The following is a 25,610-nucleotide window of genomic DNA, read 5'->3' on the forward strand; positions in this document are numbered from 1 at the left end:
AAGAAAATCCTTTAACAAGCTTTTCCATCAGATAAATAAAAAGCAGTGAGATCACTGCTTTTTATTATGCCATGACGTTTTCGTAGGCTCTCATATATTTTTGGATATCTCCTGCTCCCATAAAGATGAGAACGGCTTTTTCATGAGCTTTTAAAACAGATGTGTCATCTTCTTCAATCAGCTTAGCATTATGAATTTTTCCCTGCAGGTCGCCGATTGTCAGCTTTCCTGCATTCTCCCGGGCTGAGCCGAAAATATCACATAGATACACACAGTCAGCCCCGCTCAGGCTTTCTGCGAAATCGTCAAGGAATTGCTGCGTCCGCGTAAATGTATGAGGCTGAAATACCGCGACGATTTCACGATCAGGGTATTTCTGTCTTGCCGCCTCAATCGTCACTTTTATTTCTGTCGGGTGATGAGCGTAGTCATCTATCAGCACTTGATCCCCGAGCTGCTTCTCATTGAATCTGCGTTTGACGCCGCCGAATGATTTGAGGGCATGCTTAATGATGCTGGAATCAATTTCTTCATAATGGCATAACGCAATGACCGCCAATGAGTTTAATACATTGTGGTTGCCGTACGCAGGAATATAAAACGTATCATAGAATGTATTGCGTACAAATACATCGAAAGTTGTCCCTTCTGTGCTTTTAACGATGTTTCTGGCTTGAAAATCATTTTCTTCCCCCGTGCCGTAATATACAACAGGTACGTTCGCATGGATTTTCGGCAGATGCTCATCGTCTCCGCAGGCAATAATTCCTTTGTTGACTTGCAGAGCCATCTCTTGGAAAGCGTCAAACACATCGTCAATGCTTGAGAAGTAATCAGGATGATCAAAATCAATATTTGTCATGATCGCGTAGTCTGGCTGATAGCTTAAGAAATGGCGGCGATATTCGCACGCTTCAAACACAAAGTATTCGCTGTTTTCATTTCCCTGGCCTGTTCCGTCCCCAATTAAGAAAGAGGTCGGTTTCGCGTTTTGGATCACATGAGCCAGCAGACCCGTAGTCGACGTTTTGCCGTGTGCGCCCGTAACGGCAACACTAGTGAATTTTTTCATGTAGTCGCCTAAAAACTTATGATAACGTATCACCGGAATTCCGTCAGACATGGCTTTTTCAATTTCAGGATGCGTGTCTGGGAATGCGTTTCCGGCGATGACTGTCATGCCGGGTTTGATATTATCCGCGCTAAAAGGAAGAATCGTAATATTTCTTTTTTCAAGCGCTGTTTGCGTAAAAATAAATTTTTCGATATCCGATCCTTGGACAGTATATCCATTATCATGAAGTATTTGGGCAAGCGGACTCATACCGGTCCCTTTTATTCCAACAAAATGATAAACAGTCATAATTGTACCTCCAACAAACGTCTATCTGTTCCCCAGTATATGACGCTCATTTCAATTTGCGACCGCGGCGGCTGAAAAGCCCCCTTTTGCGGCGTATTTTATATGTTTTGTTATATTTAGTATCCGGTTATTTCTTTCCGATTAAACCTAGATATCAGGAATTGTCTATGCGCATCTGCTGTAAAGCGGCATAGCTGTTAAATGCTCTAAACACTATCATACCATGTTTGGTGTGAAAATGAACCTTTATTATTCGTTTATTAAATCACTTGCTGTGATCAGCACCTCTCGAGGCTTGCTTCCTTTTGCCTCAGAGATCATGCCTTCTGCTTCCATCATATCGATCAGCCTTGCCGCGCGATTGTATCCAATTCTGAATCTTCTTTGCAGACTTGAAGTGCTCGCGCTGTTTTGCTCAACAACAAACTCACACGCTTCGTTAAACAGTTCATCCTCTTCTTTCAAGGCTGATCCTTGTCTTACAAGCTCTTCTTGTTCAAATAAATAGGTTGGCGGCATTTGTTTTCTGACGTGGGAAACAACGCGGTCGATTTCGCGGTCCGATACAAAGTTCCCTTGAAGGCGGACAGGTTTTCCCGAGCCGTTTTCCAAAAAGAGCATATCCCCTTTTCCGAGAAGCTTTTCTGCACCGGCGATGTCAATGATCGTTCGGGAATCAACCTGGCTTGAGACAGAAAATGCGATTCTCGTTGGGATATTCGCCTTAATCAGGCCGGTAATGACATCGACTGACGGCCGCTGGGTTGCGACAAGCAGATGAATTCCGCACGCTCTGGCTTTTTGGGCGATCCGCGCAATGCTCTCTTCCACATCATTTGGAGCCACCATCATCAAATCAGCAAGCTCATCAATAACCACAACTAAATACGGCAGCTTTTCGCCCGTGTGATGATCAGCGGTTAATTGATTAAAGCGGTCAATGTCGCGAACACCTGAATGGGCAAACAGCTCATAGCGCCGCTCCATTTCCTCAACGACCCACTTTAACGCAGCCGTAGCCGCTTTGGCGTCAGTAATGACCGGGCTGACGAGATGAGGAATTTTGTTGTAAGGGGCCAGCTCCACCATTTTCGGATCAATCAGCAGCACCTTTACCTCACTCGGATCCGCTTTATACAACAGGCTGACTAATATTGTATTGATGCAAACGCTTTTTCCCGAGCCCGTGGCGCCCGCAATCAAACCATGCGGCATTTTCTTTAAGTCGATGACGACAGGGTTCCCTGAGATATCCAATCCCAGCGCAGCCGTGAGCGGTGACTTGCTTGTCCTGAAGGCTGCGCTGCGAATCATCTGGCGCAAATCAACCACCTTGCTCGAGCGGTTTGGCACTTCAATTCCGATCGTGTTTTTCCCCGGAATCGGCGCTTCAATCCGAATATCTCTTGCGGACAGGCTGAGTTTAATATCATCAGATAAGTTGGTGATTTTATTTACCTTTACGCCTGGTTCAGGATGCACTTCAAATCTTGTGACAGACGGCCCCTGGGTCACATGGACCACATTGGCGCGGACATTGAAATTTTTCAGGGTCAAATCAAGAAGCTGACGCTGTTCTTCGATCCACGCAGTATCGTCCTGAACTTGTGCTGGCGGGACATCAAGCAGTGCGACATTCGGAAACACATAGCTGCCGCGGCGCTCCTCTGCTTTTTGCTGTTTATGCGTATCTCTTTTCAGCATCATGACATTAAAAGGAACGGACGGCCCTTTTTGAGGAGATGCGCTTCGTTCAGTCCGTTTCTCCTGCATGACAGCCCTTTTTTGCGGCTCCTCTATAGCTGCATGTGTTTCGTTCGCATGGATTTCCTGCCGGTTTTGATAGGCTGCAGCAAACGGTCTGGAACCCTGCTTCAGGCTGTCATTCTGCACCGATTCTGTCTGGCTGTCTGGCTGAACATCTATCTTCGTGTTCTCAGCTTCTCCCGGCATATCGTACTGATTATTTATTATGCTGTCTGATGGCGCTTCTAATTCTTTGGCATCAGTTTCTGCTTGAGTCAGAGCCTCAGATGCTGAATGCTCATGATCAGTAAATAAGGAAGGCTCTTCCTGTTGAATTTCCAATTGCTCTTCTTGAACAGATGGGGTCTCAGCAGCTTCTGCCGCGATTTCGTGATGATTGTTTACTGAGCTGTCTGACGGCTCTTCTGATACTTCAGCCTCAGATACTGCCTCTGTCAGAGACTTAGGTACTGTTTGCTCTTCATCTTGTTCAGCGCGGAACACAGGTTCTTCCAATTCCTCTGGCTGTTGTTCCCTTTGTTCTTCTTGAATCTCAGCCGTTGCAGACTTGATGTCTTCACGGCTTACTTCACTGCCTGTAAGGTCTTCTTGTGGCTCAGCCAACGTATCTGCCAGTGTCTCAGGTGCTGTTTGCTCTTCATGTTGTTCAGCGCGGAACACAGGCTCTTCCAATTTCTCTGGCTGTTGTTCACTTTGTTCTTCTTGAATCTCAGCTATTGCAGACTTGATGTCTTCACGGCTTACTTCACTGACTGTAAGGTCTTCTTGTGGCTCAGCCACCGTACCTGCCAGTGTCTCAGGTGCTGTTTGCTCTTCATGTTGTCCCGCAGGGAAGGAAGGCGCGTCTTTTTCTGGTTGCTGAATGTCCGCAGCAGCTGGCACTCTCTTGTCTGACCGCTCTTCGGCTGGGCGTTGCGCCAGCGCTTCTTCACGCCCTGCAGTCGTTCTGTTTAATACGCCAGAAGGCTGTTCTTCGAATTGGCTATCCGGAAAGGGTCGTTCTTTCACGTGCTGTACCGGTCTGTCTGGAGCAGGATAGCTGCGTTCACGTTCAATCTCTTCGGACAGCAGTGTTACTTTCTCTTTTACAGATTTGTCCGGTGCCTTCAATGTTTCAGAAGGCTGTTTCGGCACATCCTTTTTGACGGATGGTTTTTGATTGAATCCATATACAGGCGAAGGGATATTTGTCGGTTTAAACGGTTTCTTCGCCGGCTCTGATGTTTGATATGTATGCTGCTCTGTTTCATCTTTGGGGCGTTCTCTGTATGATGCGGCGCTTGGACGAGGTGCGGATTTCGGTTCGTCCGATGGTGCACGGCGCCTTCTCAAGTCTTGATTTTTGTATCCGTCAGGCACGATTGGAAAACGGAACTTGCCTTTTGGATATTCATAATATATTTTAGGATCTTCCAATCTTTTTAATTGTCCTTCAGGATGATGTACTTCTTGTTGCTGCGGAATTTGAGCAGGTTTTTTCTCCCGTTCAGCATTCTCTTCGCTCTCGCCTAAAAACAAATCAAAAAATTTATGAAGCCAACTCATAATTTATCTCTAACTCCCTTATAGTTTTCTGGGACGGTTTTTAGTATACCATTGCTGGTCGGCCCAGAAAAGATTAAGCTTTCAGCAAAATAAAGCCGCTAAACAAGGGCTTAGCGGCTTTTTTCACATGATTCGTTTTTTGGGTCGGATTTATGGGAGTCTAAAACTGAAATGCGTCTCCCGCCTTAAGGTCTCCTTCTAACACCAGAATTCCTTTTTCAGCAGGGGCATCCGGCAAAGCGAGCTCTTTTGCTGAGCAGATCATTCCGCTTGACGGAACGCCGCGAAGCTCTGCATCCTTAATGACAAGTCCGCTCGGCATTACGGCGCCCACTTTGGCAACGACAACTTTTTGGCCTTGGTCAACGTTAGGTGCGCCGCAGACGATCTGAAGCGTTTCTTCTCCTACATTGACTTTGCATACGCTTAGTTTATCCGCATTCGGATGTTTTTCTTTTGATTCCACATACCCCACAACAAACTTCGGTGATAAATCAACGACTAATGTTTCTTCAACGCCGTTTCTGCTTAGAATCTCATTCACATCTTGCACGAATGTTTCTGAGAGCGCAACAGGACCGTTTTCATCAATGGTCAAGTAAGTAGACGCATTGAAAATGTTGAAGCCCGTTGTTTCCTTTGTTTCGTTATTGAACATTTTGACGACGTCACCGCGTTTTTCATAGCCTATTTGTTCACGTGTCACATCTTTAAGAGAGATCAGGAGCGTGTCTCCCACACCTTCTTTATTATAAAAAGCGTTCATAAGTAAAAATCCTTTCTAATCCTTTTTCGGACGGCTTTTCGCCAGGATAAACACTGGTTCCAGCTTTCCTTCATTGTACAAAAATGAAAGGGCGGTAATCGGAACGGTGCCGCCTGCAAAGAAGCTCATCGACATTTGTCCTAGAATATCATACCCCGATTCATTCCGGATGTCAGCAAGAATCAGAACGTCCTGATGCGGAACAGAGATTGCCAGCTCACCTTCTGCACGTTGCTTGTACTCATTTAAAACCGCTTCGTTCAGAATCCGGCTGGCGTCGTAACCGTCGTTTGCCCTGAAGAAATAAAAGTAATTACCGGCAACCGTATCCTCTTTGACAACCGTCGGCAGGGAACGGAGATTAAATGCAGCCGTTTCTCTGATCCGCTCTTTTGTCCAGTTTTCTTTCTCAAGCATGCGCTGGTCAATTAAGCGATAGGTTTTCCCAAGATCAAGCGCATAATAAATTCTTGTCTCTGCGGTATGATCGTCATAAATGAGCGGAATATCTTCGCTGGACTTGTCCGGGAAAGAAGTCGAGCGGATAACCGGATAAATGCGGCTTTCTTTTCCGGTCATTTCCTGAGCCTTCCCTTCCATTGCCGTCATTGCTTCGGAGACATAGTACACAATCTCATCAATAGCTTCGTCTTTTTTCAGTTCCCATTTTGCAATAATCGGCGGCAGGTCGAGCGTAATTCCTTTTTTGGTCGTTTGATCCTCAACACGGAGGGTGTCTTTTTCTCTGTCAAACAGAAAGGAGCGATTCTCGTGCTGAAGGCGCTGTTTCAGTATATCTGACAGCTTCCTTGAGGTCATTTTCAAACCGGGTATCCTCCTTTACGCTTTTGCGAGAGAGTCAGTTAAAAACTGTTCAATTTCTTCTTTTGTTTTGCGGTCTTTGCTCACAAAACGATTGACTTCTATTCCTTCATTAAACACAACAAAGCTTGGGATCCCGTAAATTTCCCACTCTGCACACGTATCAATGAATTTGTCGCGGTCTACGTAGTAGTAAGTGAATTCAGGGAAGTTCGCTTCCAGTTCAGGCAGAAAAGGCTCTACAAAACGGCAATCCGGGCACCAGTCAGCTGAAAACATAAATACCGCCCAATCATCCTTTACCGCTTTTTCCAGCTCTTGTGTTGATTCAATTTTTTTCATTTCATATCCCTCCAGTTGTTTATGTTCTTACATGTTTGTTTATCGATACTCGTCCATTTGGATCATACCAAACTGCTTGCGGCAAAACCACTTATATGCAACGAATGGATATGTAAGATTGGCTTTCCCATTATCATTATCATATTTCATTTGCATTATCAAGCTCGTTTCGTTTAACATCGTGTACATGAGGGTAAAACTTACAGATGGACATACATAAGGAGGGATTCAGTATGGAGTTTATCGTCTATTTAGCAGGAGAAATCCACAGCAATTGGCGTGAGGAAATCAAAGAGAAAACAAAATCACTGAAGCTGCCGATTACGTTTGTCGGCCCGATGGAGAATCATGACCGATCAGACAATATCGGGGAAGAAATTATGGGCGTTCAGCCAAATGCCGTTTTGAAGGATGATAAAGCCTCAGACATGAACAACTTCAGAACCGCCGTCCTGATGAATAAAGCAGACTTTGTGATCGCCCTGTTTGGCGAAAAATACAAACAGTGGAACACGGCAATGGATGCATCATATGCAATCGCAAAAGGAAAACCCCTGATTATTATCCGGCCGGAATCGCTCCACCATCCGTTAAAAGAGCTTTCCAACAAAGCGAATATAACGGTTGAAACCGTGAACCAAGCCATTAAGGCCCTTTCCTATGTATTTGAAACAGAATAAGAAAAAAGCTTGTCGATCCGGGCTTACTGCCCAGTTCAACAAGCTTTCATGAAATCCTACATATTTTCTTTAATCGCATCCACTGTCTGCTTATCGCAGGCTGTTACAAGTTTGATGAGCATTTCTTTAGCAGCAGCATAATCATCAATATGAATGATAGAAGCGTTCGTATGAATGTAGCGGGAACAAATTCCGATAACCGCTGAAGGAACGCCGCTGTTCGAAATATGAACTCTGCCTGCATCTGTTCCCCCGCCTGATACAAAATATTGATATGGAATTTCATGTGTTTCCGCCATATCAAGAACAAATTCTCTCATTCCGCGGTGCATGACTGTCGTTCTGTCAAGAATACGGAGCAAAAAGCCTTTTCCAAGCTGGCCAAATTCATTTTTGTCACCGCTCATATCGTTTGCCGGACTGGCGTCAAGCGCGAAAAACAAGTCCGGTTTAATCATATGAGAAGCCGTCTGCGCGCCTCTCAGCCCCACTTCTTCCTGAACCGTTGCACCCGCATAAAGCGTGTTCGGAAGTTCTTTTCCGTGCAATTCCTTCAGAAGTTCTATGCTCAAGCCGCATCCATACCGGTTATCCCACGCTTTTGATAATATTTTCTTTTCATTCGCCATCGTCGTAAACGGACAGACAGGAACAATCTGCTGTCCCGGTTTTATGCCGATTTTGATAGCGTCTTCCTTATCATCCGCTCCGATATCGATCATCATGTTTTTGATATCCATCGGGCGGTTTCGCTGAGCATCTGTCAGCAGATGCGGAGGTATGCTTGAAATCACACCCGGAACCGGCCCGTTATCTGTTTGAATTTCAACTCGCTGTGCAAGCAGCACCTGGCTCCACCAGCCCCCGAGCGTCTGGAACCTGAGCAGCCCGTTGTCTGTGATGGATGTAACCATGAAGCCGACTTCGTCCATATGCCCGGCTACCATGATTCTCGGTGCGCCCTCTGCGCCTTTTCTCACCCCGAAAACACTTCCCAGTCTGTCCTGAACGATGTCATCGGCATATTTGGCAAGCTCCTGCTTCATAAAAGCACGAACCTGATGCTCATTGCCCGGCGCGCCGGGAAGCTGCGTCAGTGTTTGGAAAAGCGCTTTCGTTTCTTGATTCATGTTTTCCCCTCATTTCTATGTAGTCCTTTTATTTTATTAGAAAAAATCAAGTTTTCCAAGCACCCTGACCGAATCTGCTCGATCAGCCGCGTATTGCTTAACAGGATTTGGCGGTTTCTGTATAATGAAAAGTACGATCAACCAGGAGGTGCTTTATTTTGAAATTGCGTCATCTTCTTTTAGGAGCAGGACTTGGCATTTGTACAGCTGTCGTTGTGAAACAATATGTGATGAAGCCTTATATTTCTTCAGAAAAAGCGCTTCGAATCGTAAAATCCGCTTTTAAGCAGCGGGGGCCGATTGATGGATCATGGATTTACACCCAGCCGGAGCCTTATAATGTGAACGGAGAAACAGTACAGGTATACAAAACCGGCATTACACGATCAGCTTTCGGAGAATTAGAGCAGTATGAAGTCATGGTGGATGCGAAAACGGGGATAATTGTAGATGTCATTGATACAATTGCCTCTTAACAAACACCGGACAAGCATAAAATAGAAGCCGCTGCCTATGCAGCGGCTCTTTTTTTATTATATCGCGCGAATCGGTTTATATACCGGATACCACATCGCGTCCTGCACAGCCTGTATGATGTCCTCTGGCTCTTCTGTCGCAACGCCTTCCTTAATTGCAGTTTTAGCGACTTCAACTGCGACGGTTGCCGATACAGTCCGCAAATCCTCTACTTTCGGAAGCATCGGCGCGCCAGGCACCCCGACATTAACCATACTTGCGATCGCGCGGGCACATGCTTCAAACATGCCATCGGTTATTAATTTTGATTTAGTGACAATCGTTCCAAGCCCGAGACCAGGGAATACAAGCGCGTTGTTTGCTTGGCCGATATGGTACGTTACACCGTTATATTCCACTGGCGGGAACGGGCTTCCTGTCGTGATCAGCGCACGGCCTTCTGTCCATTCGATTAAATCCTCGGGTTTTGCTTCAGAAAGTGTTGTCGGATTCGACATCGGCAAAATCGCCGGACGTTTTACGTGTGACGCCATTTCTTTTACAATTTCTTCAGTAAAAGCACCGGAAACCGTAGATGTCCCGATCAGGATCGTCGGTTTTGCCTGCCGGACCACTTCAAGGAGATCAATACCCCCGCCTTCTCCGTTACGCTGATAATCCTTCACTTCATCAGCCGAACGGGCATAAGGCTTTTGGAAATCAAGAAGCTGATCCATATCATCTGTTAACAGCCCGTTTCGGTCTATGCACCAGAAGCGCTGGTATGATTCTTCCTCACTCAGCCCTTCGCGCACCAACGCTTCCCGCAGCTGTTCAGCAATCCCGATTCCTGCCGTTCCTGCTCCGAATATGACGACTCTGTGATCCCTCAGCGGCACTTTAGACGCTTTTGCACAGGATAAGACTGCCGCCAGTGAAACAGCGCCTGTACCTTGGATATCATCATTAAACGTACACACTTTATCTTTATAGCGTTTCAAAATGCTGCGCGCGTTTTTCGCTCCGAAATCCTCCCAGTGCAGCAATGCATTTGGGAATGTTTCTCTCGCCAGCGCAACATAATCGTCAATGAATTGGTCATAGCGTTCCCCGCGTACTCTGGAATGCTGGTTGCCGACATAAAGCGGGTCGTTTAAGAGGCTCTCCTGATTTGTCCCCGCATCTAAAACGACAGCCAGCACTCTGCTCGGATCAATGCCGGCAGCCGCCGTATAAACCGCTAGCTTGCCGATAGAAATCGCGATTCCGCCGACGCCCCAATCTCCGATTCCTAAAATTCCTTCCGCATCAGTTGCAACAATTAAATCGATCGTATCGCTTTGATCTTTATACTGTTTAAATGCTTCTCTCATACCGTCCGGGTCATCGATTGACAGATAGAGCCCTCTTGGTTTTCTGTATTCATGGCTGTATCTCTGGATCGCCGTTCCGACTGTCGGTGTGTAGACAATCGGGAGCATTTCCCCTAAATGGTCATTTAACAGGCGGTAAAACAGCGTTTCATTCCGATCGTGCAGTGCTGTCAAATAGACATTTTTGCTCAAATCGTCAGGCTGTGCGGAATATTGTTCGTATGCTCTTTTCGCCTGATCGTCAATTGTTAATACCTTTGGCGGCAGAAAGCCTTTTAAACCAAGTTCTTTTCTTTCTTCCTCAGTAAAAGCAACACCTTTGTTCAAAAAAGGAACAGAGAGTACTTCAAGGCCTCTTAATGTTGTTTGAATGTCTCCTTCGTTTGTTACTTTGAATTGTTTCACCCTGCCTCTTCCTTTCTGAGCATAATTAGTACTAGGTTTGCATTATTAGCCGGAAAACATGCAGGGTAAACATAAAAATATGCTATCGCTTCATTCGCTTGACTGAATCTTTGATACTTCCATCCTCATTCCATTTAAGCGCGCGATATCCAGCGTCATGATAAAAAATAAACCAAGCGTCTTTTTCGGCTGCGAATGCCTGCCATTTCTGCTTTTGCGGTATAGACGTCATCGGATAATCATCGTAAGCCAGCACCCATAGCGGATTGCGGTGGGCGTGTGTCGGCATCAGATCTGCCATATGTACGGCGGTTTCACCCGCATCCTCGCATATAAGTACACTATGTCCGTCGCTATGGCCTCCGGTATGATGCATCGTAATCCCCTCTGTAATCGTTAAGGTGTCTTCAAAGGTTTTGACTTGGCCGGCAACAGCCTCCCAGTTTTCTTTCCAATACGTATTTTTCGATCTGATATTTGGATGGCGCATTTCATTCCATTCAACAGCTGATGCATAAATCACTGCATTCGGAAAGACAGAGACTAGCTGTTCTCCCTCATATTCTGTTAAACCGCATGCATGATCGAAATGAAGGTGTGTCATAGCGACTACGTCTATATCAGCAACCGTTAATCCGAGTGCCGCTAATGATGTTTTCACATTCGATTCTTGTGTCACGCCATAGTTTCGTTTTTGTTTATCAGTCAGCTTGCCGGACCCAATTCCGGCGTCAACGATAATATTCAGCCCGTCCTTTTGAATGAGGATAGGGTCTGTCCTTAGTTCAATCTGGTTTTTTTCATTGACTGGATATTTTTTAGACCATAGCGGCTTTGGAACGACGCCGAACATGGCACCTCCGTCCATATGTGTCACGCCTCCGTCAAGCCAGGTTAACGTCATGTTTCCAATTTTCATTGTTTCCATTTTCATCCCCCCTGTCATCATGGTAGCAAACGGCCCATAAAAAAAACAGACTCCTTCAGAGTCTGTTTACGTTCTCCATTCAACTTCAGCCCGATAGATCGGCTGGCCGAGCGCTGAGAATTTTTCTTCATATTCTGTCATAATATTGCCTTCCAGATTGCTGTTATGCAAATCGAGACTGACATATGTCAGCAGCAGGCCGTACTCAGAGAAGCTCTTCAAAGAGTATTCAAACAAGCCGCGGTTGTCCGTTTTAAAATGAATCGCTCCGCCTTTTCCCATTACTTCTTCATATTTTTTGAGGAAGTGGGAATACGTCAGACGGCGTTTTTCGTGGCGTTTCTTCGGCCAAGGATCAGAAAAGTTCAAGTAGACCCGTTTGACTTCACCAGGCTCAAACACATCCGTCAGCGTGTCCGCGTCTATATTCAGAAGCTTTACATTCGGCGCTTCGCTGTCTTTTACTTTTTGGACGGCTGTCACGATGACGCTTTTAAATAACTCAATACCAATATAATTGATGTCCGGATTTTGTTTGGCCATTCCAGAAATGAATTGCCCTTTTCCTGTACCGACCTCGATATGGATCGGATTGTCGTTGCCAAACACTGTGTTCCATTTTCCTTTATAATCAGCAGGATTGCTGATGGCAATATCTGCGTTCTCAGCCAAAAAGTCATCAGCCCAAGGCTTGTGGCGCATTCTCATATGATTGACACCTCTATCTATTATTTCGACTAACAACATACCATGAATTAAAAAGACCCGCAAGATCGTTTTTCCAGTGTGCCTTTTAGGGCCGATGATATAAAAAAAGAGGTTCCCGTCTGTCGGAACACTCCTTTCACATGCATAAAAACGCTCTATTTTGAACAATTTAACCCGTATGATACTGAAGGGATGTGTACCGTTATGGGTTTACATTATGAGCATCAAGTTCATTTATTGAAGGATATATTGACTGACCATCAATTGGATTGCTGCGGAACCGTCGCAGAATACGAGCAGCTTGAGCGTGTGATTAAATCGCTGATGGCAAACACCGAGCTTGATTCAAACTTCAAAAACGTGCTGGAAGATGTTTACCGCTACAGCCAATCAGGAATATCGTCCAAATCCATCGACTCACACATACAAGAGCATCAGAACAGCCTCTCTCAATGGGTAGAGCAAATGGATTCGTATTCCTGATTATTCAACGATACGTTTCATGAGAATATGCAGTTCTTCCATTGCATCATGAAATTCCTTATCATTGCCTTTTGCTTTGTGCCAGGCAATGAAAGTGATTGTTTCCGATAACACATACCAAGCCATTCGTAACCGCAGGCTTTCTGTTAACTCAATGCCGTACATGCTCAGCCAGCTCTCCCAAGCTGGCTTTTCAACGTAGTGGTACAGCAAAGGCCCGAGATCCATCGCCGGATCAGCGATCATGGCGCCGTCCCAGTCAATTAAATACAGCTGGTTGTCTTCAGACAATAGCCAGTTATTATGATTGACATCACAATGGCAAACGACTTTCTCACCGAAATGCACTTCATGCAGATGTTCTTCTAAATACTTGATTCCTTCTTGAATCAGCGGCGAAGATTGCTGCACAGCAAATACAGCCTGCTTCAGCTGAGACAGAAGAGCCCCCGGGTTCAGCGGTTCTTTTCCAAGTCTCTTCAGCATGTCCAGCAAGGCTTTTGATGTGTGTATTTTACGAAGCAATTCAGCAACGGGCCGTCCGCTCATATCTTTGGGCTTCAGCTCTCTGCCGGTCATCCAGTGCTGGGCCGTAATGACGTCCCCATTTTCCATCCGTTTTGTCCAAACCAGCTTCGGAACAATGCCTTCGGCGGATAAAACAGCTAAAAAAGGTGAGCTATTACGTTTTAAAAAAAGCTGCTGCCCGTTATGTTTCGCATAATATGCATCTCCTGTAGCTCCTCCGGCGGGGAAGATCTCCCAATCGCTACCTAGTAATTGTCCCAACCAGTTCATATCAATGTTCAACCCATCATTTCTTAAAATATTTTAGAATAAAGGCTAATCGTCTCCAGTCTATCCAGCGAGTGCCTTTTTCGTACGAATCGTATGAAAATAAAAAAGACAGCTATTGAGAGTCTCATATGCTAATCAATAGCCGTCCTTTAAATTTTAGCGCTATAGCACAAACTTCGTCAAGCAAAACTCTTAAGATCTGATGCTAAATATAAGATAACCGTTCCGATGCCGTTTACCGCAACCGCTTTCTTGATTTCTTTCGGATCATGATGAAGACCTGATGTGTCACATAAAAGCCGGTACGTTTTGTCGTTTGGCAGCTTCCATTCAACGAAGTCCGGACTCGCGTGATGAATGACGATGATGTCTTCCCATTCATCAATCCCGTTAAGGTCATAGAGCCTGTATGCGATAAGGTGTTCTTTTAGCGTTACACATTCAAGATGGCTCTGGATGTCTGCAGCGGAATTGAGACGAAATGCCGGATGCGTTCTTCTCAACGAAATCAGCCTGCGGATATAGTCAACATCTTCTTTGAACGTTTCACGCCGATCCCAATCCAGCTGGTTGATGCTGTCACTGGATTGATAGCTGTTTTCCACTCCCTGCTTCGTCCGGAAAAATTCCTGTCCGCTATGAATGAATGGCACCCCTTGGGCCAGCAAGATAATCGCGGCTGCCAGCCTTTGCCTGCTTCTTTTTCGGCTGTCAGTTTCTTGAGAAAGCACAAAGCCCATTTTATCCCAAAAGGTGTGATTGTCGTGTGACTCAACATAATTGATGGACTGGCTGGGTTCAGGAACAATTGGTGCTAATGCCTTCCATCCGGAAGAGCCGGCTATCCCGTGCATAACGTTTCCCGCTGCTTCGCCGCTTCCGAGCGCAAATCCCGCTGCAGTGAGGTGAAAGGTGTTCCCTTTCACAGCGTCACGAAACATATCATTAAAAAAACCGATGCCCGGCATTTTTGTAACGTTCGCCAAGGTCGCTTTTTGTTCATGCGGCAGAGGTGTCGCCAAATCCCATCCTTCTCCAAAAAGCAGGATTCCAGGCTTTACTGCAGTTGCTTTTTCTTTCATATAAAGCACGGTATCGATATCTAAAATGCCGAGCAGATCAAAGCGGAAGCCGTCAGCATCGTATTCCTCAATCCAGTAGATAACGCAATCCGCAATGAATTTTCTCGCCATCCGTCTTTCTGACGCGATGTCATTGCCAACGCCGGTTCCGTTTGACGGCATCCCAAATTCGTCATGCCGGAAAAAGTAACCTGGCACTGTCTTTTCAAAAGGTGAATTCTCCCTCTCGTACACGTGATTAAAGACGACATCCAGAATGACTCGCAGTCCATGCTGATGAAGGGTTTTGATCATTTGTTTTAACTCTGTTTTTCTTGTTTGAGGATCATGAGGGTTTGAGGCATAGCTTCCCTCCGGGGCAAAAAAATGAAGCGGGTTATATCCCCAATTGTAAGCATCAAGCGGCTTCTCTTCATTAACTCCGGCAAAATCATTCACCGGCAGAAGCTCTACATGTGTAATGCCTAGCTCTTTTATATACGCCAGTCCGGAAGAGCAGCCGTTTGTGGTTTGCGTATCTGTTTCCGTCAGCGCTAAGTATTTTCCCTTGTTTTTCATGCCGCTGTTTTCATGAATGGAGAAGTCGCGGATGTGCATCTCATAGATGACAGCATCCACAGGGTTTGAGAATGGTTTAAGCTTGTCAGCCCATTTCATTTGATCCGGGCGCAGGACGACACCCTTCTCTCCATTTACTGTCACTGCCTTTGCATACGGGTCAACCGTTTCCGCCCATACTGAATTGTTGCAGATGCAGAACACATACTCATACCCGTGGAGATCACCGTTGACAGTAACGGTATAGACGCCTTTGTCCATCCGAATCATTTGGAATATGCGCCCGCGTTTATTCGGATGTGAGAGCTTGACAGCAGCTGAGGTTGCGGCAGGCGCCCATACTTTAAATTCAGTATAATCCGCAGTATAAACAGCCCCCAGCTCTCCGTCGTAATAAAATGAATCATCAAACGTATCCATCCGGATGACCGCGCCAATTTGGAGATCCGTTTTGTCGCCGCTGGACGCTCTGACGGCATGTATTTTTCCGAATGTCACTGGACGGTCAGATACGCAGACGTACTTGTATGTTGCTTCAAGGCGGCATTCCTCTCTGACAGCCAGAGGAAAATCGGTTGTTTCTGTCTCAAGCCGAAACGGCGGTTTGATGATTTCTTTTTGTTCAGCAGGAATCAGAACGGTAATGATATTCATATCATCGACATACGCTTCGAAGCTGCGGCGGATGCTGACCATTGGAAGCTCTCTCCTCCAAACACGTTTATGTTTTAATCCTTAGGGGTGAAGGACTCGATGCCAGACGAAACGGGGTGGTGCCCATGATTTCTCCGTCAGCATGGAACGGAATTTTGTCCTTCGTATAAAACGTAATGTCCTTTGCTTTAAACATCGTAACGCCATCCATCTTTGTATGTTTTCCAAATGCCATCAGACATAAAAGCCAATATTTTTTCAAAAACGGCTGATTTTCAACGATCACGATATCAAATGCCTTCTCGCGCGGATTTGCAAGCGGCGCCGCCTTCATGCCGCCCCCGTAAAACGGATGGTTGGATACAACCGCAAACCAGACATCATGAAATTCTTGTGTTTCTCCTTCTATTGTACAAGCTAATGAAAACGGCTTAAAGGTCGCCGAGGCGTGCAAATGGGAAAGCGGATACACAAGAAATCGAAGGCGAAGAAAAAGAAAAAACCGTCTCAACGGAAATTCCATCGCCTTTTTATTGACATATGCGTCAAACCCGATCCCGATATGATTCATAAAATAAAGAATCTGAGATTTATCCTGAAGGAAATTAACGCTCCCTAAATGAAAGGTTCGGGTTAACGGACGCTTTACCTTCTTGATTTCCTGTATCAGATCGTTTTTTTTAACAGAGAATCCTCTCGAAAAATCATTATACGCGCCCGCCGGCACAAAGCTCAGTTCAATATCGTCAACATCTTTCAGCCCGTTGACAACTTCATGCATGGTTCCGTCTCCGCCAATGACGATCAGGCGCTTCAGCTTATATTCCTGTATCGTTGAAATCTGCCTGGCGAGCACCTCAGCGTGCCCCGGGTGTTCAGTTAAAAATGAGCGGTGCTCGACCTTTCGTTTGATCAATTCCTTTTGAATGGACTTCCAAACACGCAGGCCGTTTCGATGCCCTGCTGTCGGATTAATAATAAAAAACCAATGGCTCATCTTTCTCACCTGCTTATGTTATGAGAAAACCGCTCAAATCGTTCTCTTTTACTCCAGCCACTCTTGTCTGCGATAGGAGTCAGACATGCAGTAAGACAATAGAGCCTTTGCTGCCTTTACCTGATGATGTTTAATCGGAGCAGTGTTTTTCTTCTGCCGCTCAATCCATTCCTCCGCGCCCCGCTTATCTGCTATTTCTAAGCCGTATGGCGGTTCCGGGTAATCGATGTACGACGTTCTGCTCAGAAGCAATTTTCGAACTGGAATTTCAGCCTGTTTTTCCTTTATGATCTTTGATACAACGGAGTCCGTGCGAAACAGGCTCAGCCCCGGATTTAATACTGGTGCAGTCTGAGAGGCTGTTTTCTTCTCCCAAAAACGATTTTTAGACCCGATGTACACACTGTCTTCCTCCGCCTCTAAAAAAGAAACGCAGTAAATGTCAAGCGGGGAAATAATCACAATGCTTAATTCAACCGCCGCCTGCTGAATTTGCAGCACAGGCTTATACATAATGAAATAAGAATCAGGCAGCTGCTGGGTCAGATAACGCAAAATGCGGTCCTGCTTCACCTGGTTTGAGAGATGTGATATTTCTGAAAGAGTAGAGCTTGCCCATTTAAGCTGAAAGTCATATAAATGTCTTTTATAAAAAGAAGCAAGCGCCATCCTGCTCTTCGGCAGCCTTACATGTAAATCGTCTTCTTCCTCAAACCATTGGTGTCTCTCTTCTTGTATATCGGCTTTTATCTCTTCTTTTCTTCTTTTCAATGAAAATTTTTTTCGTTTCTGCACCGGTTCCGGCTCTTCGGCACTGGCTTGTCTTTCTTCATGCTGGCGCTCCGCTGCTTCTATTAGTGAAAGCCAGCGCTCTTTTTTCAGCCGTACAAACTGATTTATATAATGGTACGGATCAAGCTCATATCTCGATATATAATCATGAATTTTGATGATTTGTGCCATGTTCGTTTCTCCACTCCGCAATGAATTAAGATAAATGAAATTTGAATATTTCCTCGTATTTTGGTGATTGGTTCAAGTGTATTTGAAAGAGCGAAAACCGTTCAGCCATCATCGAAACCTCGCCGCTTTCAAACGGAACATGTGCCGGAAATCCTTCTTCGCCTGTCCATTTTCTAGCCAGCGTCATATGAGGGTGATACGGTCTTTTTTCCACTTGAAAGCCGGCTTGAAGAACAGCCTGTTTCGTATGTTCCCGCAATAGTTCTAGCGTTCTGTTTTTCTTTGGCTCCAGATGTAAAACACGCGGCCTTCTGCGGTCGCCGAATACATCTATTTTGCCAAACTCAATCGGAAACGGATCGGTTTCTGAAGCAATCTCAGCTAGTGAGCCTTCAAGCTGCAGGATTTGTGTCTCATCCGCCGCTCCGAGAAAAATCAACGTGATATGGTAGTCAAGCGGGTGCACCCATTTTTGAAACGTCAAAACCGGCTCGTTTTTCGCAGCTTGGTAAATCGGATTCGCGATTCCCTCAGGAATGGGAACACCGATGAAATAATGAGGCCGTATATCTGGCATTCGTCTGATACTCCCTTCTTTGACAGCTATTATTTTATCAATAAAGAGGCTGTGCGAATAGAGGAACAGTGTATGAAAACACTCTCGCACAAACGTTTATTATGTTAGGATATTATATGACACTTGTTTTATTCAGAAAGGAATGACAATGTTGAAAATCGTTGAAAATACAGCCGATTTGATAGGAGATACACCGCTTGTGAGATTAAATCGGCTTCAGCCAGAAAACGCGGCACAAGTCTATTTAAAGCTTGAATTCTTCAATCCGAGCGGCAGTGTAAAAGACAGAGCCGCTTATCAGATGATCATAGAAGCAGAACAAAACGGTTTGCTCAAGCCGGGCTCCGTTATTATAGAGCCGACAAGCGGAAATACCGGAATCGGACTCGCCATGAATGCGGCAGCACGCGGCTACAAAGCGATCCTCGTCATGCCTGATACGATGACGAAGGAACGGATCAACCTACTTAAAGCTTACGGCGCAGAGGTTGTATTAACACCTGGAGCGGAAAGAATGCCGGGCAGCATCAAAAAAGCGAAGGAGCTTGCCGAACAAATTCCGAACAGCTATATTCCAATGCAATTCGATAACACTGCCAATCCTGATGCGCACCGGAAAACAACGGCGCCTGAAATTGCCCGGGCAATAGAGGAAATCGGAAAACCGCTCGGCGCTTTTGTAGCCTCTTCCGGAACGGGCGGAACCATTACCGGAACAGGTGAAGCGCTCAAAGAGTTTTTTCCGGATATCACGGTTCATGTTGTCGAGCCTGCGGGTTCGCCTGTATTATCCGGAGGAAAACCCGGCGCACATAAGCTTGTAGGGACGAGTCCGGGCTTTATTCCTCCAATCTTAAATCAAGAGGTATATGATGAAATCATCAAAATCTCTGATGAAGACGCCTATGCGACGACAAGACGCCTCGCTGCTGAAGAAGGAATTCTTGTCGGCCCTTCGTCAGGCGCTGCATGCTTCGCGGCAATCGAAACAGCGAAACGCCTCTCTCCTGACCAAGTTGTGGTCTGCATGACAGCCGATACGGGAGAACGGTATTTATCAACTGATTTATGGTCATTTGTTTAAAAAAGGACAGGCTTCAGAAGAAGCCGGTCCTTTTATTTTGCAAGTTCATAGATCGCCTGCGCATATAAAGCTGTCGATCTAAGCAAATCATCGATTTCGATATATTCATCCTTTTGATGTGCGCTGTCAGGACGTCCGGGGAACAGCGGGCCGAACGCGACACCGGCTTTTAAAGATCTAGCATAAGTCCCCCCGCCGATTGAGATTAAATCAGCTTTTTTGCCCAACTGGCCTTCATAAACCTTTTGAAGGGTTTTGACTAACGGATGGTCTGCTGACACGTGATGCGGCTTGCTGTCTTTGAATTCTCCCAGCTCAAATTCAGATGCGCTTTCGAATGCATCGCGGATCGCTTTGCTTTCTGCGGTAACAGGATAGCGGATATTGATACCGAGCTCGCCTCCTTGCCCTTCCGTATAGCGCAGTGTCCCGACATTTAATGTCAGCTCCCCGCTAATGTCATCCTCACAGTCGATATTCAGTTTCTTCCCTCTCGTATCGTCTGAAAACTTGTCTGTCACGACTTGCACAAACCGCTGTCCTGCTTCATCAAGCTTAGCCTGCTGCAGAAATTTGCACAATAAAAGGCCGGCATTGATCCCATTGTTCGGTTCCATCGCATGGCAGGAAAGCCCGTACATACGCAAAATGAGCTGTCCGTTTTCTATTTCAGCTTCCCCTTTTTGATCTGTCGTGCGCAGCATGTCTTTAAATGAAGCAAGAATCTCTTCTTTTTTCGGCCCTTCAATGACAGCTTCCGCAGCATCAGGCACCATGTTCAAGCGAAGGCCTGACTGAAATGAGACAAGCACTGTTTCTGAATCGGCTTGGTTTGAGCGGTGCGGGATCAGTAGTGAGGCATCAATGATCCCTTTTTCCGCGTTAATAATTGGAAAATCGGCGTCAGGCGCAAATCCCAGCGTTGGCATTTCTTCATGCTTGAAATAATGCTCCACACATCTCCAATCGCTTTCTTCATCTGTTCCGATAATGATTCTGACACGCTTGGACAGCGGCAGATTCATATCTTTCACGATTTTCAGCGCGTAGAACGCAGCCATCGTCGGACCTTTATCATCAATGGCGCCTCTTGCATAAATCCGTCCGTTACGGATATCAGCTGAAAACGGATCACTCGTCCACCCATCTCCTGGCGGCACGACGTCAACATGGCAAAGTACGCCAACAATGTCATCGCCTTCGCCCCATTCAATATGGCCCGCAAAGCCGTCAAGATTTTTTGTTGTAAAGCCTTCTTTTTCTCCGAGCTTCAACAATGAAGTCAAGCTGGCATTTACTCCTTCTCCAAACGGCTTGCCAGGTCCGGCGGTTGTTTCGTCCATTACACTGTTGATTCTCAAAAATTCCTGCGTATCACGAATTAAATCCTCTTTTTTTCTAATCACTTCGACTTCCCAGTTCATAACGATCCCCTTTCCGCAAGAAATGACTTGCAAAAACAAAATAAAACGAATAATATTAATGGTGTTTTGTTAAAACGTTCGTAATTGGAGGATACTATGTTTCATCTAAAAGAGCAGCAAACATCCATAAAGCAAGAAATCATAGCAGGACTGACCACCTTTTTCACAATGGTCTATATCGTCGTGGTTAATCCGGTCATTCTGGCTAATGCCGGAGTTCCTTTCGACCAGGTTTTCACCGCAACGATTATTGCCTCCATTGTCGGAACGCTGTGGATGGCCCTAGCAGCAAATTACCCGATTGCTATTGCGCCCGGCATGGGTTTGAACGCTTATTTAGCCTTTCATGTCGTAAGTGCAAGCGATGGGGGCATTACGTACGCAACAGCTTTCAGCGCCGTATTTACAGCAGGGGTTCTCTTCATTATTCTATCGTTAACGCCTTTAAGAAAACAACTTATAGAAGCGATTCCAAACAATTTAAAATACGGGATCACAACAGGGATCGGGCTGTTTATTGCTTTTATCGGTTTGCGGCAGGCGGGAATTGTGGCTGCTGATGAGTCAAACCTGGTTACTCTCGGCAATCTGCATTCACCTGGGGTTATTTTAACGCTGGTCGGCCTTCTGATCAGTGTAGTCTTAATGGTGCTGAATGTCAGCGGCGCCTTATTCATCGGAATGGCAGCTACCGCTTTGATTGCTTTTTTTACCGGGCAGCTGCATTTTTCAAAGGGCTTTATGTCGCTTCCTCATTTGCCGGACGGATTGATCATCTCTAATCCGTTTTCCGCTTTTGGAGATGTCGTTCATCACGGCCTGTACGCTGTCGTCTTTTCTTTTCTATTGGTCACGATTTTTGATACGACCGGCACGATGATCGGTGTTGCCGAGCAAGCCGGGCTGATGAAGAATAACAAGCTGCCGAACGTGCGAAAAGCACTGCTTGCAGATTCAACGGCGACGACAGTAGGAGCTGTTTTCGGCACGAGTCCGACAACTGCATTTATCGAATCTTCCGCCGGTGTCGCAGCCGGGGGAAGAACGGGGCTTACGGCTTTGACTGTTGCTGTGATGTTTGGGATCTCAATGTTTTTCAGTCCGCTAGTCAGCGCCTTATCCGGCATAGCCGCCATCACCTCTCCTGCTTTGATTATTGTCGGCAGCCTGATGATGAGCTCAGTTTCCAATATGAATTGGAAAGAGATGGACGAGGCATTTCCTGCGTTTCTCGTCATTCTGGCCATGCCTCTGACATCAAGCATTTCTACAGGAATTGCGCTTGGCTTTATTTCGTATCCGATCGTAAAAGCAGCGCGTGGAAAATGGAGAGAGATTCATCCGCTCGTCATCGTTTTCGCCATTCTGTTTTTCATCCAGCTGTTTATTTTATAACATAGACAAAAAACCCAGACGTCAGCCGTTTGGGTTTTTTTTATGTAAACAATAAAGAGACAGCGGCCGCTACAAAACAAAAGGCGGCAAACGCATAGTGCAGGGTGTTGATACAGCTTTTTCTGGCCCGGTAATACTCATCACTTTCCTTATCGGCGCCAATTAAAAAAGGGGCATCCATGACCTTGTCAAAGATAAGTGTAAGGATATAACGGCAAACGCCTGTATACACCAGCAGCGCAATCAGCTTCAGCCAGATAGGGGAGACAAATATTAGAACGGTGAAAGCTGACAATAGCATGTACATCTGCCTCGCATACTCGCCATTCCTCAGCGTGACTTTAAAAAACAATTCCTTATAGCCAGTCAAGATCGTTCGTCTTTTAAATATCCTTTTTGAATTCCGGTATAATAATGGCTTTCTTCTCAGCCTGTCTTTTACTTTCGGGATTCCCGCCTCCTGGCTCATCATCATCACAAGCCCGGCAAGCGCAAGCCTGCTTTTTTTCTCTTCAGTCACCTCTGCTTCAAAAGCCGAGAACAAAGCTGTCTTTTTCCAACCGCGGACGAATGCAAAAATCAAAAACAAAATGCCAATGAGCGCAAGCAAACGCCACTCAGTGAATACGATCAGGACAGCAGAACCAGAGAAAAGAACGGCTCTGAAAAGAATTTCGGCAATCCGTCTTGAAATGGAACGCGGCTTTCTGATCCTGTCTTGCTTTAAGGCTAAAAAGGTTGTATGAAGGCCAAACAGGTAGCACAATAGAGCCGTACTTTCTGCCAATGTGATATGACTGATAAAGGGAAGAACAATGAAAAAGAGCAGCAGCCATTTGGCCAGCGTGACCAAAAAAGAATACATCAGCGCGTACTGTTTGAGCTGATAGATTATCTCTTTTTTTTGCAGCAAAAACACTTTGTCTGCTTCCATTAAAAACGTATGGATTGAGCCTGTGCACACGATCAGCACACACACAGCGTACAGCCATCTCCATTCCATCATTTCAGACCACTTATAAAAAAGGCCTCTTCCGTTCATCAAATCGATATACTGATAGATGACAAAAGCAAGCGCAGGCAAAACAATGTAGAGAGCGACTGTCCAGTCAATGACCGCATGGAATACTTTAAACTGATACCTGTAATAGTCAAACAGCCTTCGAAAAAAGAGCGTACGCCCGTTCATGGCTGATCACCTTGGACCGCCTTATAAAAACAGTCAAGCAATGACTGCCCCTCTAATCTAGTCTGGCCCTGAATATCTTTTAACGTACCTTGGAGAAATAAAGTACCTTTCTCCATCATGTAAAATCGGTCGCAAATTTTTTCTGCGGTATCAAGTACGTGGGTACACATGAGAATACCGGCTCCCCGATCTTTTTCTGCCATAAGCATGTCCACAAAACGTTTCGTCGATATCGGATCAAGGCCGATAAACGGTTCATCAATCACATACATATCCGGCTTAGAGAGAAAAGCCTGGATAAGCATCAGTTTTTGCTGCATGCCTTTTGAAAAGGTGACAGGCAGCTCGTGCATGACATGGTCAAGCGAAAACGTCTGCAGCAGGCTTTGGGCCCGATGCGCAAAATCACTCTCCTCAATCCCGCGGAGCGTGTTGATCAGATCCAAATGCTCCCACAGCGTTAGTTCTTCGTAAAAGGACGGATGCTCCGGAATATATGCAAATGAACAGTCGTTCCAGGCAATATGCCCTTTAAAGTCTTCTGAGAGGCCGAGTATCGCCTTGATTGCGGTGCTTTTTCCGGCGCCGTTAGCTCCGATTAGCCCGACTAGCTCCCCTTTTCCGACTTCCAAAAAAACATCGGTGAGCACTTTTTTTCGGCTTGTATACCCTGCCTGTTCTATTGAAGCTTCAAGCAATTTTGTCAAATCTCACCCACCTCCAAAATTTACTACGAAACAGAATAAAAAAAGTTTCTTTAACCATAATAATATTGTGTCGAAATACATAGTAATCCAACAAGGATGGCTGCCCAACTCAAATTGGAAAAAATTAATAGGAGTTATCCCTAGATTCATCACTACGATATCGTGTATAATGAGGGCGAATTATTTTAAAAATTACAGATGTCTGCCTTTGTTGCTATTTCGTACTCAGTTGATAGTCGTGAGTTGTGGTTAGTCAAGTCCATCCGATCTTATGATAGGGAGTGGTTTTTTGAAACCTTCAACAAACCGTATGCTAACTCGAATCAAATCAGTTTACATGTTTATCCAAGAAAAAGGTCTTGTGACAACACAGGAACTGGTTGACGAATTCGGCATTACACCTAGAACGATTCAAAGAGACTTAAATGTGTTGGCATATAATGACCTTGTTCATAGTCCAAGCCGTGGCAAGTGGGAGACAACGAGAAAGAAAGTAAAGATTACCTCATAAATTGAAAAATTACATAGGGCCGCCTGTGAGCGGCCTGATAGATATAGGGCGAAGAAACTTCTGAGCCTTGTTTTTGTGTGCTTATCAATAAAAAATCCCGCATCGAAATGCGGGATTTTTTTCATGCTTGCGGCTCATTCAGCCACTGAAGCTCTTCTTCTGTAAGCTCACGATATTCTCCCGGCGCCAGAGCGGGATCCAAGGAAACTGGCCCCATCGAAAGCCGCTTCAGATAAATGACTTCATTGCCGACAGCCTTTGCCATCTGCTTGACCTGATGGTATTTTCCTTCTGTAATCGTCAGGTATATGACGGTATTGCCGTTGTCGTTTGCTTTGATTTCCGCTTTTGCCGGCTTTGTTTTATAGCCGCCTTCAATGTAGACACCCGTTTCCAAATCGGAGATGCCTTCCGGCGAAATCTCTGATTTTAAATGGACTTCATACGTTTTGGGAACATGCTTTTTAGGCGAAAGGAGCCGATGTGCGAGCTGGCCGTCATTTGTAAGCAGCAAAAAGCCCTCTGTATCTTTATCAAGCCTGCCGGCGGGAAACGGCTCAAATCTCATCTCCTCTGGCGTCAGCAGATCGATCACTGTTTGCTGCCGGCTGTCCTCAGTCGCCGACAGCACTCCCTGGGGCTTATTCATCATAAGATAAATGAACTCTCGGTAATCAACCGGTTCCCCGTATACAGTAACCTCCTGCGTATCAGGATCAACGTGCGCTTTTACATCTTTGGCCGGTTTACCGTCGACCATGACGGCACCCGCCTTCACAACAGCTTTTACTTCTTTTCTGGAACCATACCCGCTGTTGGCAAGCAGCTTATCAAGTCTCATACCCGATCTCTCCTTTATAAAAGAAAGCCCGCAGCATGCGAGCTCTCAGTTTCAATATATCT

The 25,610-nt window shown here is 45.6% G+C and carries 25 protein-coding genes; 6 read left to right on the forward strand and 19 right to left on the reverse strand.

Features of this window, described 5'->3' with window-relative positions:
• Positions 1-64: 64 nt before the first annotated feature.
• From murC to GYO_RS43820, 6 genes are all read right to left on the reverse strand, one after another.
• Entirely contained in the window at positions 65-1,363 is a 1,299-nt protein-coding gene (gene murC / locus GYO_RS36925) for a UDP-N-acetylmuramate--L-alanine ligase (protein ID WP_014114799.1), read from the reverse strand.
• 249 nt (positions 1,364-1,612) lie between these two features.
• Entirely contained in the window at positions 1,613-4,675 is a 3,063-nt protein-coding gene (locus GYO_RS36930) for a DNA translocase FtsK (RefSeq protein WP_014114800.1), read from the reverse strand.
• Positions 4,676-4,835: 160 nt separating this feature from the next.
• Entirely contained in the window at positions 4,836-5,441 is a 606-nt protein-coding gene (gene ytpR / locus GYO_RS36935; protein WP_014114801.1) for a YtpR family tRNA-binding protein, read from the reverse strand.
• Between the two features lie 15 nt (positions 5,442-5,456).
• Positions 5,457-6,266 (reverse strand): DUF1444 domain-containing protein, encoded by an 810-nt coding sequence (locus GYO_RS36940; protein WP_003223439.1) that lies wholly within the window; start codon positions 6,264-6,266, stop codon positions 5,457-5,459.
• Between the two features lie 15 nt (positions 6,267-6,281).
• Positions 6,282-6,605, reverse strand: coding sequence for a thioredoxin family protein (locus GYO_RS36945; RefSeq protein ID WP_014114802.1), 324 nt, complete (start codon positions 6,603-6,605; stop codon positions 6,282-6,284).
• A 39-nt stretch (positions 6,606-6,644) separates the two neighbouring features.
• On the reverse strand, positions 6,645-6,761 hold the full coding sequence (locus tag GYO_RS43820; protein WP_014114803.1) for a hypothetical protein: 117 nt from the start codon (positions 6,759-6,761) through the stop codon (positions 6,645-6,647).
• Between the two features lie 77 nt (positions 6,762-6,838).
• On the opposite strand from GYO_RS43820, the gene GYO_RS36950 reads away from it, so the two are divergent.
• Entirely contained in the window at positions 6,839-7,285 is a 447-nt protein-coding gene (locus GYO_RS36950) for a YtoQ family protein (protein WP_003237917.1), read from the forward strand.
• Between the two features lie 56 nt (positions 7,286-7,341).
• Here GYO_RS36950 and GYO_RS36955 read toward each other — a convergent pair whose 3' ends face one another.
• Positions 7,342-8,415, reverse strand: coding sequence for a M42 family metallopeptidase (locus tag GYO_RS36955; RefSeq protein WP_014114804.1), 1,074 nt, complete (start codon positions 8,413-8,415; stop codon positions 7,342-7,344).
• A 158-nt stretch (positions 8,416-8,573) separates the two neighbouring features.
• Between GYO_RS36955 and GYO_RS36960 the strand changes: the two genes are divergently transcribed.
• Positions 8,574-8,891 (forward strand): PepSY domain-containing protein, encoded by a 318-nt coding sequence (locus GYO_RS36960; protein WP_014114805.1) that lies wholly within the window; start codon positions 8,574-8,576, stop codon positions 8,889-8,891.
• 57 nt (positions 8,892-8,948) lie between these two features.
• Here GYO_RS36960 and GYO_RS36965 read toward each other — a convergent pair whose 3' ends face one another.
• From GYO_RS36965 to trmB, 3 genes are all read right to left on the reverse strand, one after another.
• A complete protein-coding gene (locus tag GYO_RS36965; protein WP_014114806.1) occupies positions 8,949-10,649 on the reverse strand; it encodes an NAD-dependent malic enzyme in 1,701 nt (566 codons plus the stop codon).
• 82 nt (positions 10,650-10,731) lie between these two features.
• Positions 10,732-11,577: a YtnP family quorum-quenching lactonase gene (locus tag GYO_RS36970; RefSeq protein WP_014114807.1), complete on the reverse strand. Its 846-nt coding sequence runs from the start codon at positions 11,575-11,577 to the stop codon at positions 10,732-10,734.
• 66 nt (positions 11,578-11,643) lie between these two features.
• Positions 11,644-12,285, reverse strand: coding sequence for a tRNA (guanosine(46)-N7)-methyltransferase TrmB (gene trmB, locus GYO_RS36975; RefSeq protein ID WP_014114808.1), 642 nt, complete (start codon positions 12,283-12,285; stop codon positions 11,644-11,646).
• Between the two features lie 204 nt (positions 12,286-12,489).
• On the opposite strand from trmB, the gene GYO_RS36980 reads away from it, so the two are divergent.
• Complete coding sequence (locus tag GYO_RS36980) at positions 12,490-12,768, forward strand: YtzH-like family protein (protein ID WP_003237926.1); 279 nt, start codon at positions 12,490-12,492, stop codon at positions 12,766-12,768.
• Here the strand turns inward: GYO_RS36980 and GYO_RS36985 are convergent, their stop codons facing one another.
• The 5 genes from GYO_RS36985 to thpR form a co-directional block, all read right to left on the reverse strand.
• Positions 12,769-13,566 (reverse strand): phosphotransferase family protein, encoded by a 798-nt coding sequence (locus tag GYO_RS36985; RefSeq protein ID WP_003223423.1) that lies wholly within the window; start codon positions 13,564-13,566, stop codon positions 12,769-12,771.
• A 179-nt stretch (positions 13,567-13,745) separates the two neighbouring features.
• Positions 13,746-15,902: a type I pullulanase gene (gene pulA / locus GYO_RS36990; protein ID WP_014114809.1), complete on the reverse strand. Its 2,157-nt coding sequence runs from the start codon at positions 15,900-15,902 to the stop codon at positions 13,746-13,748.
• A 25-nt stretch (positions 15,903-15,927) separates the two neighbouring features.
• The gene (locus GYO_RS36995; protein ID WP_014114810.1) at positions 15,928-16,857 is read right to left on the reverse strand and encodes a YegS/Rv2252/BmrU family lipid kinase; all 930 of its coding nucleotides are present in this window, start codon (positions 16,855-16,857) and stop codon (positions 15,928-15,930) included.
• 48 nt (positions 16,858-16,905) lie between these two features.
• Entirely contained in the window at positions 16,906-17,820 is a 915-nt protein-coding gene (locus tag GYO_RS37000; RefSeq protein ID WP_014114811.1) for a hypothetical protein, read from the reverse strand.
• 25 nt (positions 17,821-17,845) lie between these two features.
• Positions 17,846-18,397 (reverse strand): RNA 2',3'-cyclic phosphodiesterase, encoded by a 552-nt coding sequence (gene thpR, locus GYO_RS37005; RefSeq protein ID WP_014114812.1) that lies wholly within the window; start codon positions 18,395-18,397, stop codon positions 17,846-17,848.
• A gap of 148 nt (positions 18,398-18,545) precedes the next feature.
• Here thpR and cysK point away from each other — a divergent pair, with 148 nt between their 5' ends.
• Complete coding sequence (cysK, locus tag GYO_RS37010) at positions 18,546-19,481, forward strand: cysteine synthase A (protein WP_014114813.1); 936 nt, start codon at positions 18,546-18,548, stop codon at positions 19,479-19,481.
• A gap of 32 nt (positions 19,482-19,513) precedes the next feature.
• Here cysK and pepV read toward each other — a convergent pair whose 3' ends face one another.
• The gene (pepV, locus tag GYO_RS37015) at positions 19,514-20,905 is read right to left on the reverse strand and encodes a dipeptidase PepV (RefSeq protein ID WP_014114814.1); all 1,392 of its coding nucleotides are present in this window, start codon (positions 20,903-20,905) and stop codon (positions 19,514-19,516) included.
• 96 nt (positions 20,906-21,001) lie between these two features.
• Between pepV and pbuO the strand changes: the two genes are divergently transcribed.
• Complete coding sequence (gene pbuO, locus GYO_RS37020) at positions 21,002-22,300, forward strand: hypoxanthine/guanine permease PbuO (RefSeq protein ID WP_041521042.1); 1,299 nt, start codon at positions 21,002-21,004, stop codon at positions 22,298-22,300.
• 40 nt (positions 22,301-22,340) lie between these two features.
• On the opposite strand, the gene GYO_RS37025 is transcribed toward pbuO, so the two are convergent.
• Both GYO_RS37025 and GYO_RS37030 read right to left on the reverse strand, forming a co-directional pair.
• A complete protein-coding gene (locus GYO_RS37025) occupies positions 22,341-23,489 on the reverse strand; it encodes an ABC transporter permease (RefSeq protein ID WP_014114816.1) in 1,149 nt (382 codons plus the stop codon).
• Entirely contained in the window at positions 23,486-24,196 is a 711-nt protein-coding gene (locus tag GYO_RS37030) for an ABC transporter ATP-binding protein (RefSeq protein ID WP_014114817.1), read from the reverse strand. Before GYO_RS37030 ends, GYO_RS37025 begins: the two co-directional genes overlap by 4 nt.
• 289 nt (positions 24,197-24,485) lie before the next feature.
• On the opposite strand from GYO_RS37030, the gene GYO_RS37035 reads away from it, so the two are divergent.
• Complete coding sequence (locus GYO_RS37035) at positions 24,486-24,707, forward strand: DeoR family transcriptional regulator (RefSeq protein ID WP_003152337.1); 222 nt, start codon at positions 24,486-24,488, stop codon at positions 24,705-24,707.
• Positions 24,708-24,828: 121 nt separating this feature from the next.
• Here the strand turns inward: GYO_RS37035 and GYO_RS37040 are convergent, their stop codons facing one another.
• Positions 24,829-25,548, reverse strand: coding sequence for a pseudouridine synthase (locus GYO_RS37040; protein ID WP_014114819.1), 720 nt, complete (start codon positions 25,546-25,548; stop codon positions 24,829-24,831).
• Between the last annotated feature and the right edge of the window lie 62 nt (positions 25,549-25,610).

This window comes from Bacillus spizizenii TU-B-10, from assembly GCF_000227465.1.
GTDB classification, from domain to species: Bacteria; Bacillota; Bacilli; order Bacillales; family Bacillaceae; genus Bacillus; species Bacillus spizizenii.

Excerpts from the sequence above, each read along its gene's own strand:
- pulA (WP_014114809.1), bottom strand. The coding sequence starts at position 15,902 with ATGGTCAGCATCCGCCGCAGCTTCGAAGCGTATGTCGATGATATGAAT.
- GYO_RS37025 (WP_014114816.1), bottom strand. The coding sequence starts at position 23,489 with ATGAACGGGCGTACGCTCTTTTTTCGAAGGCTGTTTGACTATTACAGG.
- GYO_RS36980 (WP_003237926.1), top strand. The coding sequence starts at position 12,490 with ATGGGTTTACATTATGAGCATCAAGTTCATTTATTGAAGGATATATTG.
- ytpR (WP_014114801.1), bottom strand. The coding sequence starts at position 5,441 with ATGAACGCTTTTTATAATAAAGAAGGTGTGGGAGACACGCTCCTGATC.
- thpR (WP_014114812.1), bottom strand. The coding sequence starts at position 18,397 with ATGCCAGATATACGGCCTCATTATTTCATCGGTGTTCCCATTCCTGAG.
- GYO_RS36955 (WP_014114804.1), bottom strand. The coding sequence starts at position 8,415 with ATGAATCAAGAAACGAAAGCGCTTTTCCAAACACTGACGCAGCTTCCC.
- trmB (WP_014114808.1), bottom strand. The coding sequence starts at position 12,285 with ATGAGAATGCGCCACAAGCCTTGGGCTGATGACTTTTTGGCTGAGAAC.
- GYO_RS36950 (WP_003237917.1), top strand. The coding sequence starts at position 6,839 with ATGGAGTTTATCGTCTATTTAGCAGGAGAAATCCACAGCAATTGGCGT.
- pbuO (WP_041521042.1), top strand. The coding sequence starts at position 21,002 with ATGTTTCATCTAAAAGAGCAGCAAACATCCATAAAGCAAGAAATCATA.
- GYO_RS36930 (WP_014114800.1), bottom strand. The coding sequence starts at position 4,675 with ATGAGTTGGCTTCATAAATTTTTTGATTTGTTTTTAGGCGAGAGCGAA.
- GYO_RS43820 (WP_014114803.1), bottom strand. The coding sequence starts at position 6,761 with ATGCAAATGAAATATGATAATGATAATGGGAAAGCCAATCTTACATAT.
- GYO_RS37040 (WP_014114819.1), bottom strand. The coding sequence starts at position 25,548 with ATGAGACTTGATAAGCTGCTTGCCAACAGCGGGTATGGTTCCAGAAAA.
- GYO_RS36970 (WP_014114807.1), bottom strand. The coding sequence starts at position 11,577 with ATGGAAACAATGAAAATTGGAAACATGACGTTAACCTGGCTTGACGGA.
- GYO_RS36985 (WP_003223423.1), bottom strand. The coding sequence starts at position 13,566 with ATGAACTGGTTGGGACAATTACTAGGTAGCGATTGGGAGATCTTCCCC.
- GYO_RS37000 (WP_014114811.1), bottom strand. The coding sequence starts at position 17,820 with ATGGCACAAATCATCAAAATTCATGATTATATATCGAGATATGAGCTT.
- GYO_RS36995 (WP_014114810.1), bottom strand. The coding sequence starts at position 16,857 with ATGAGCCATTGGTTTTTTATTATTAATCCGACAGCAGGGCATCGAAAC.
- GYO_RS36945 (WP_014114802.1), bottom strand. The coding sequence starts at position 6,605 with ATGAAAAAAATTGAATCAACACAAGAGCTGGAAAAAGCGGTAAAGGAT.
- pepV (WP_014114814.1), bottom strand. The coding sequence starts at position 20,905 with ATGAACTGGGAAGTCGAAGTGATTAGAAAAAAAGAGGATTTAATTCGT.
- murC (WP_014114799.1), bottom strand. The coding sequence starts at position 1,363 with ATGACTGTTTATCATTTTGTTGGAATAAAAGGGACCGGTATGAGTCCG.
- cysK (WP_014114813.1), top strand. The coding sequence starts at position 18,546 with ATGTTGAAAATCGTTGAAAATACAGCCGATTTGATAGGAGATACACCG.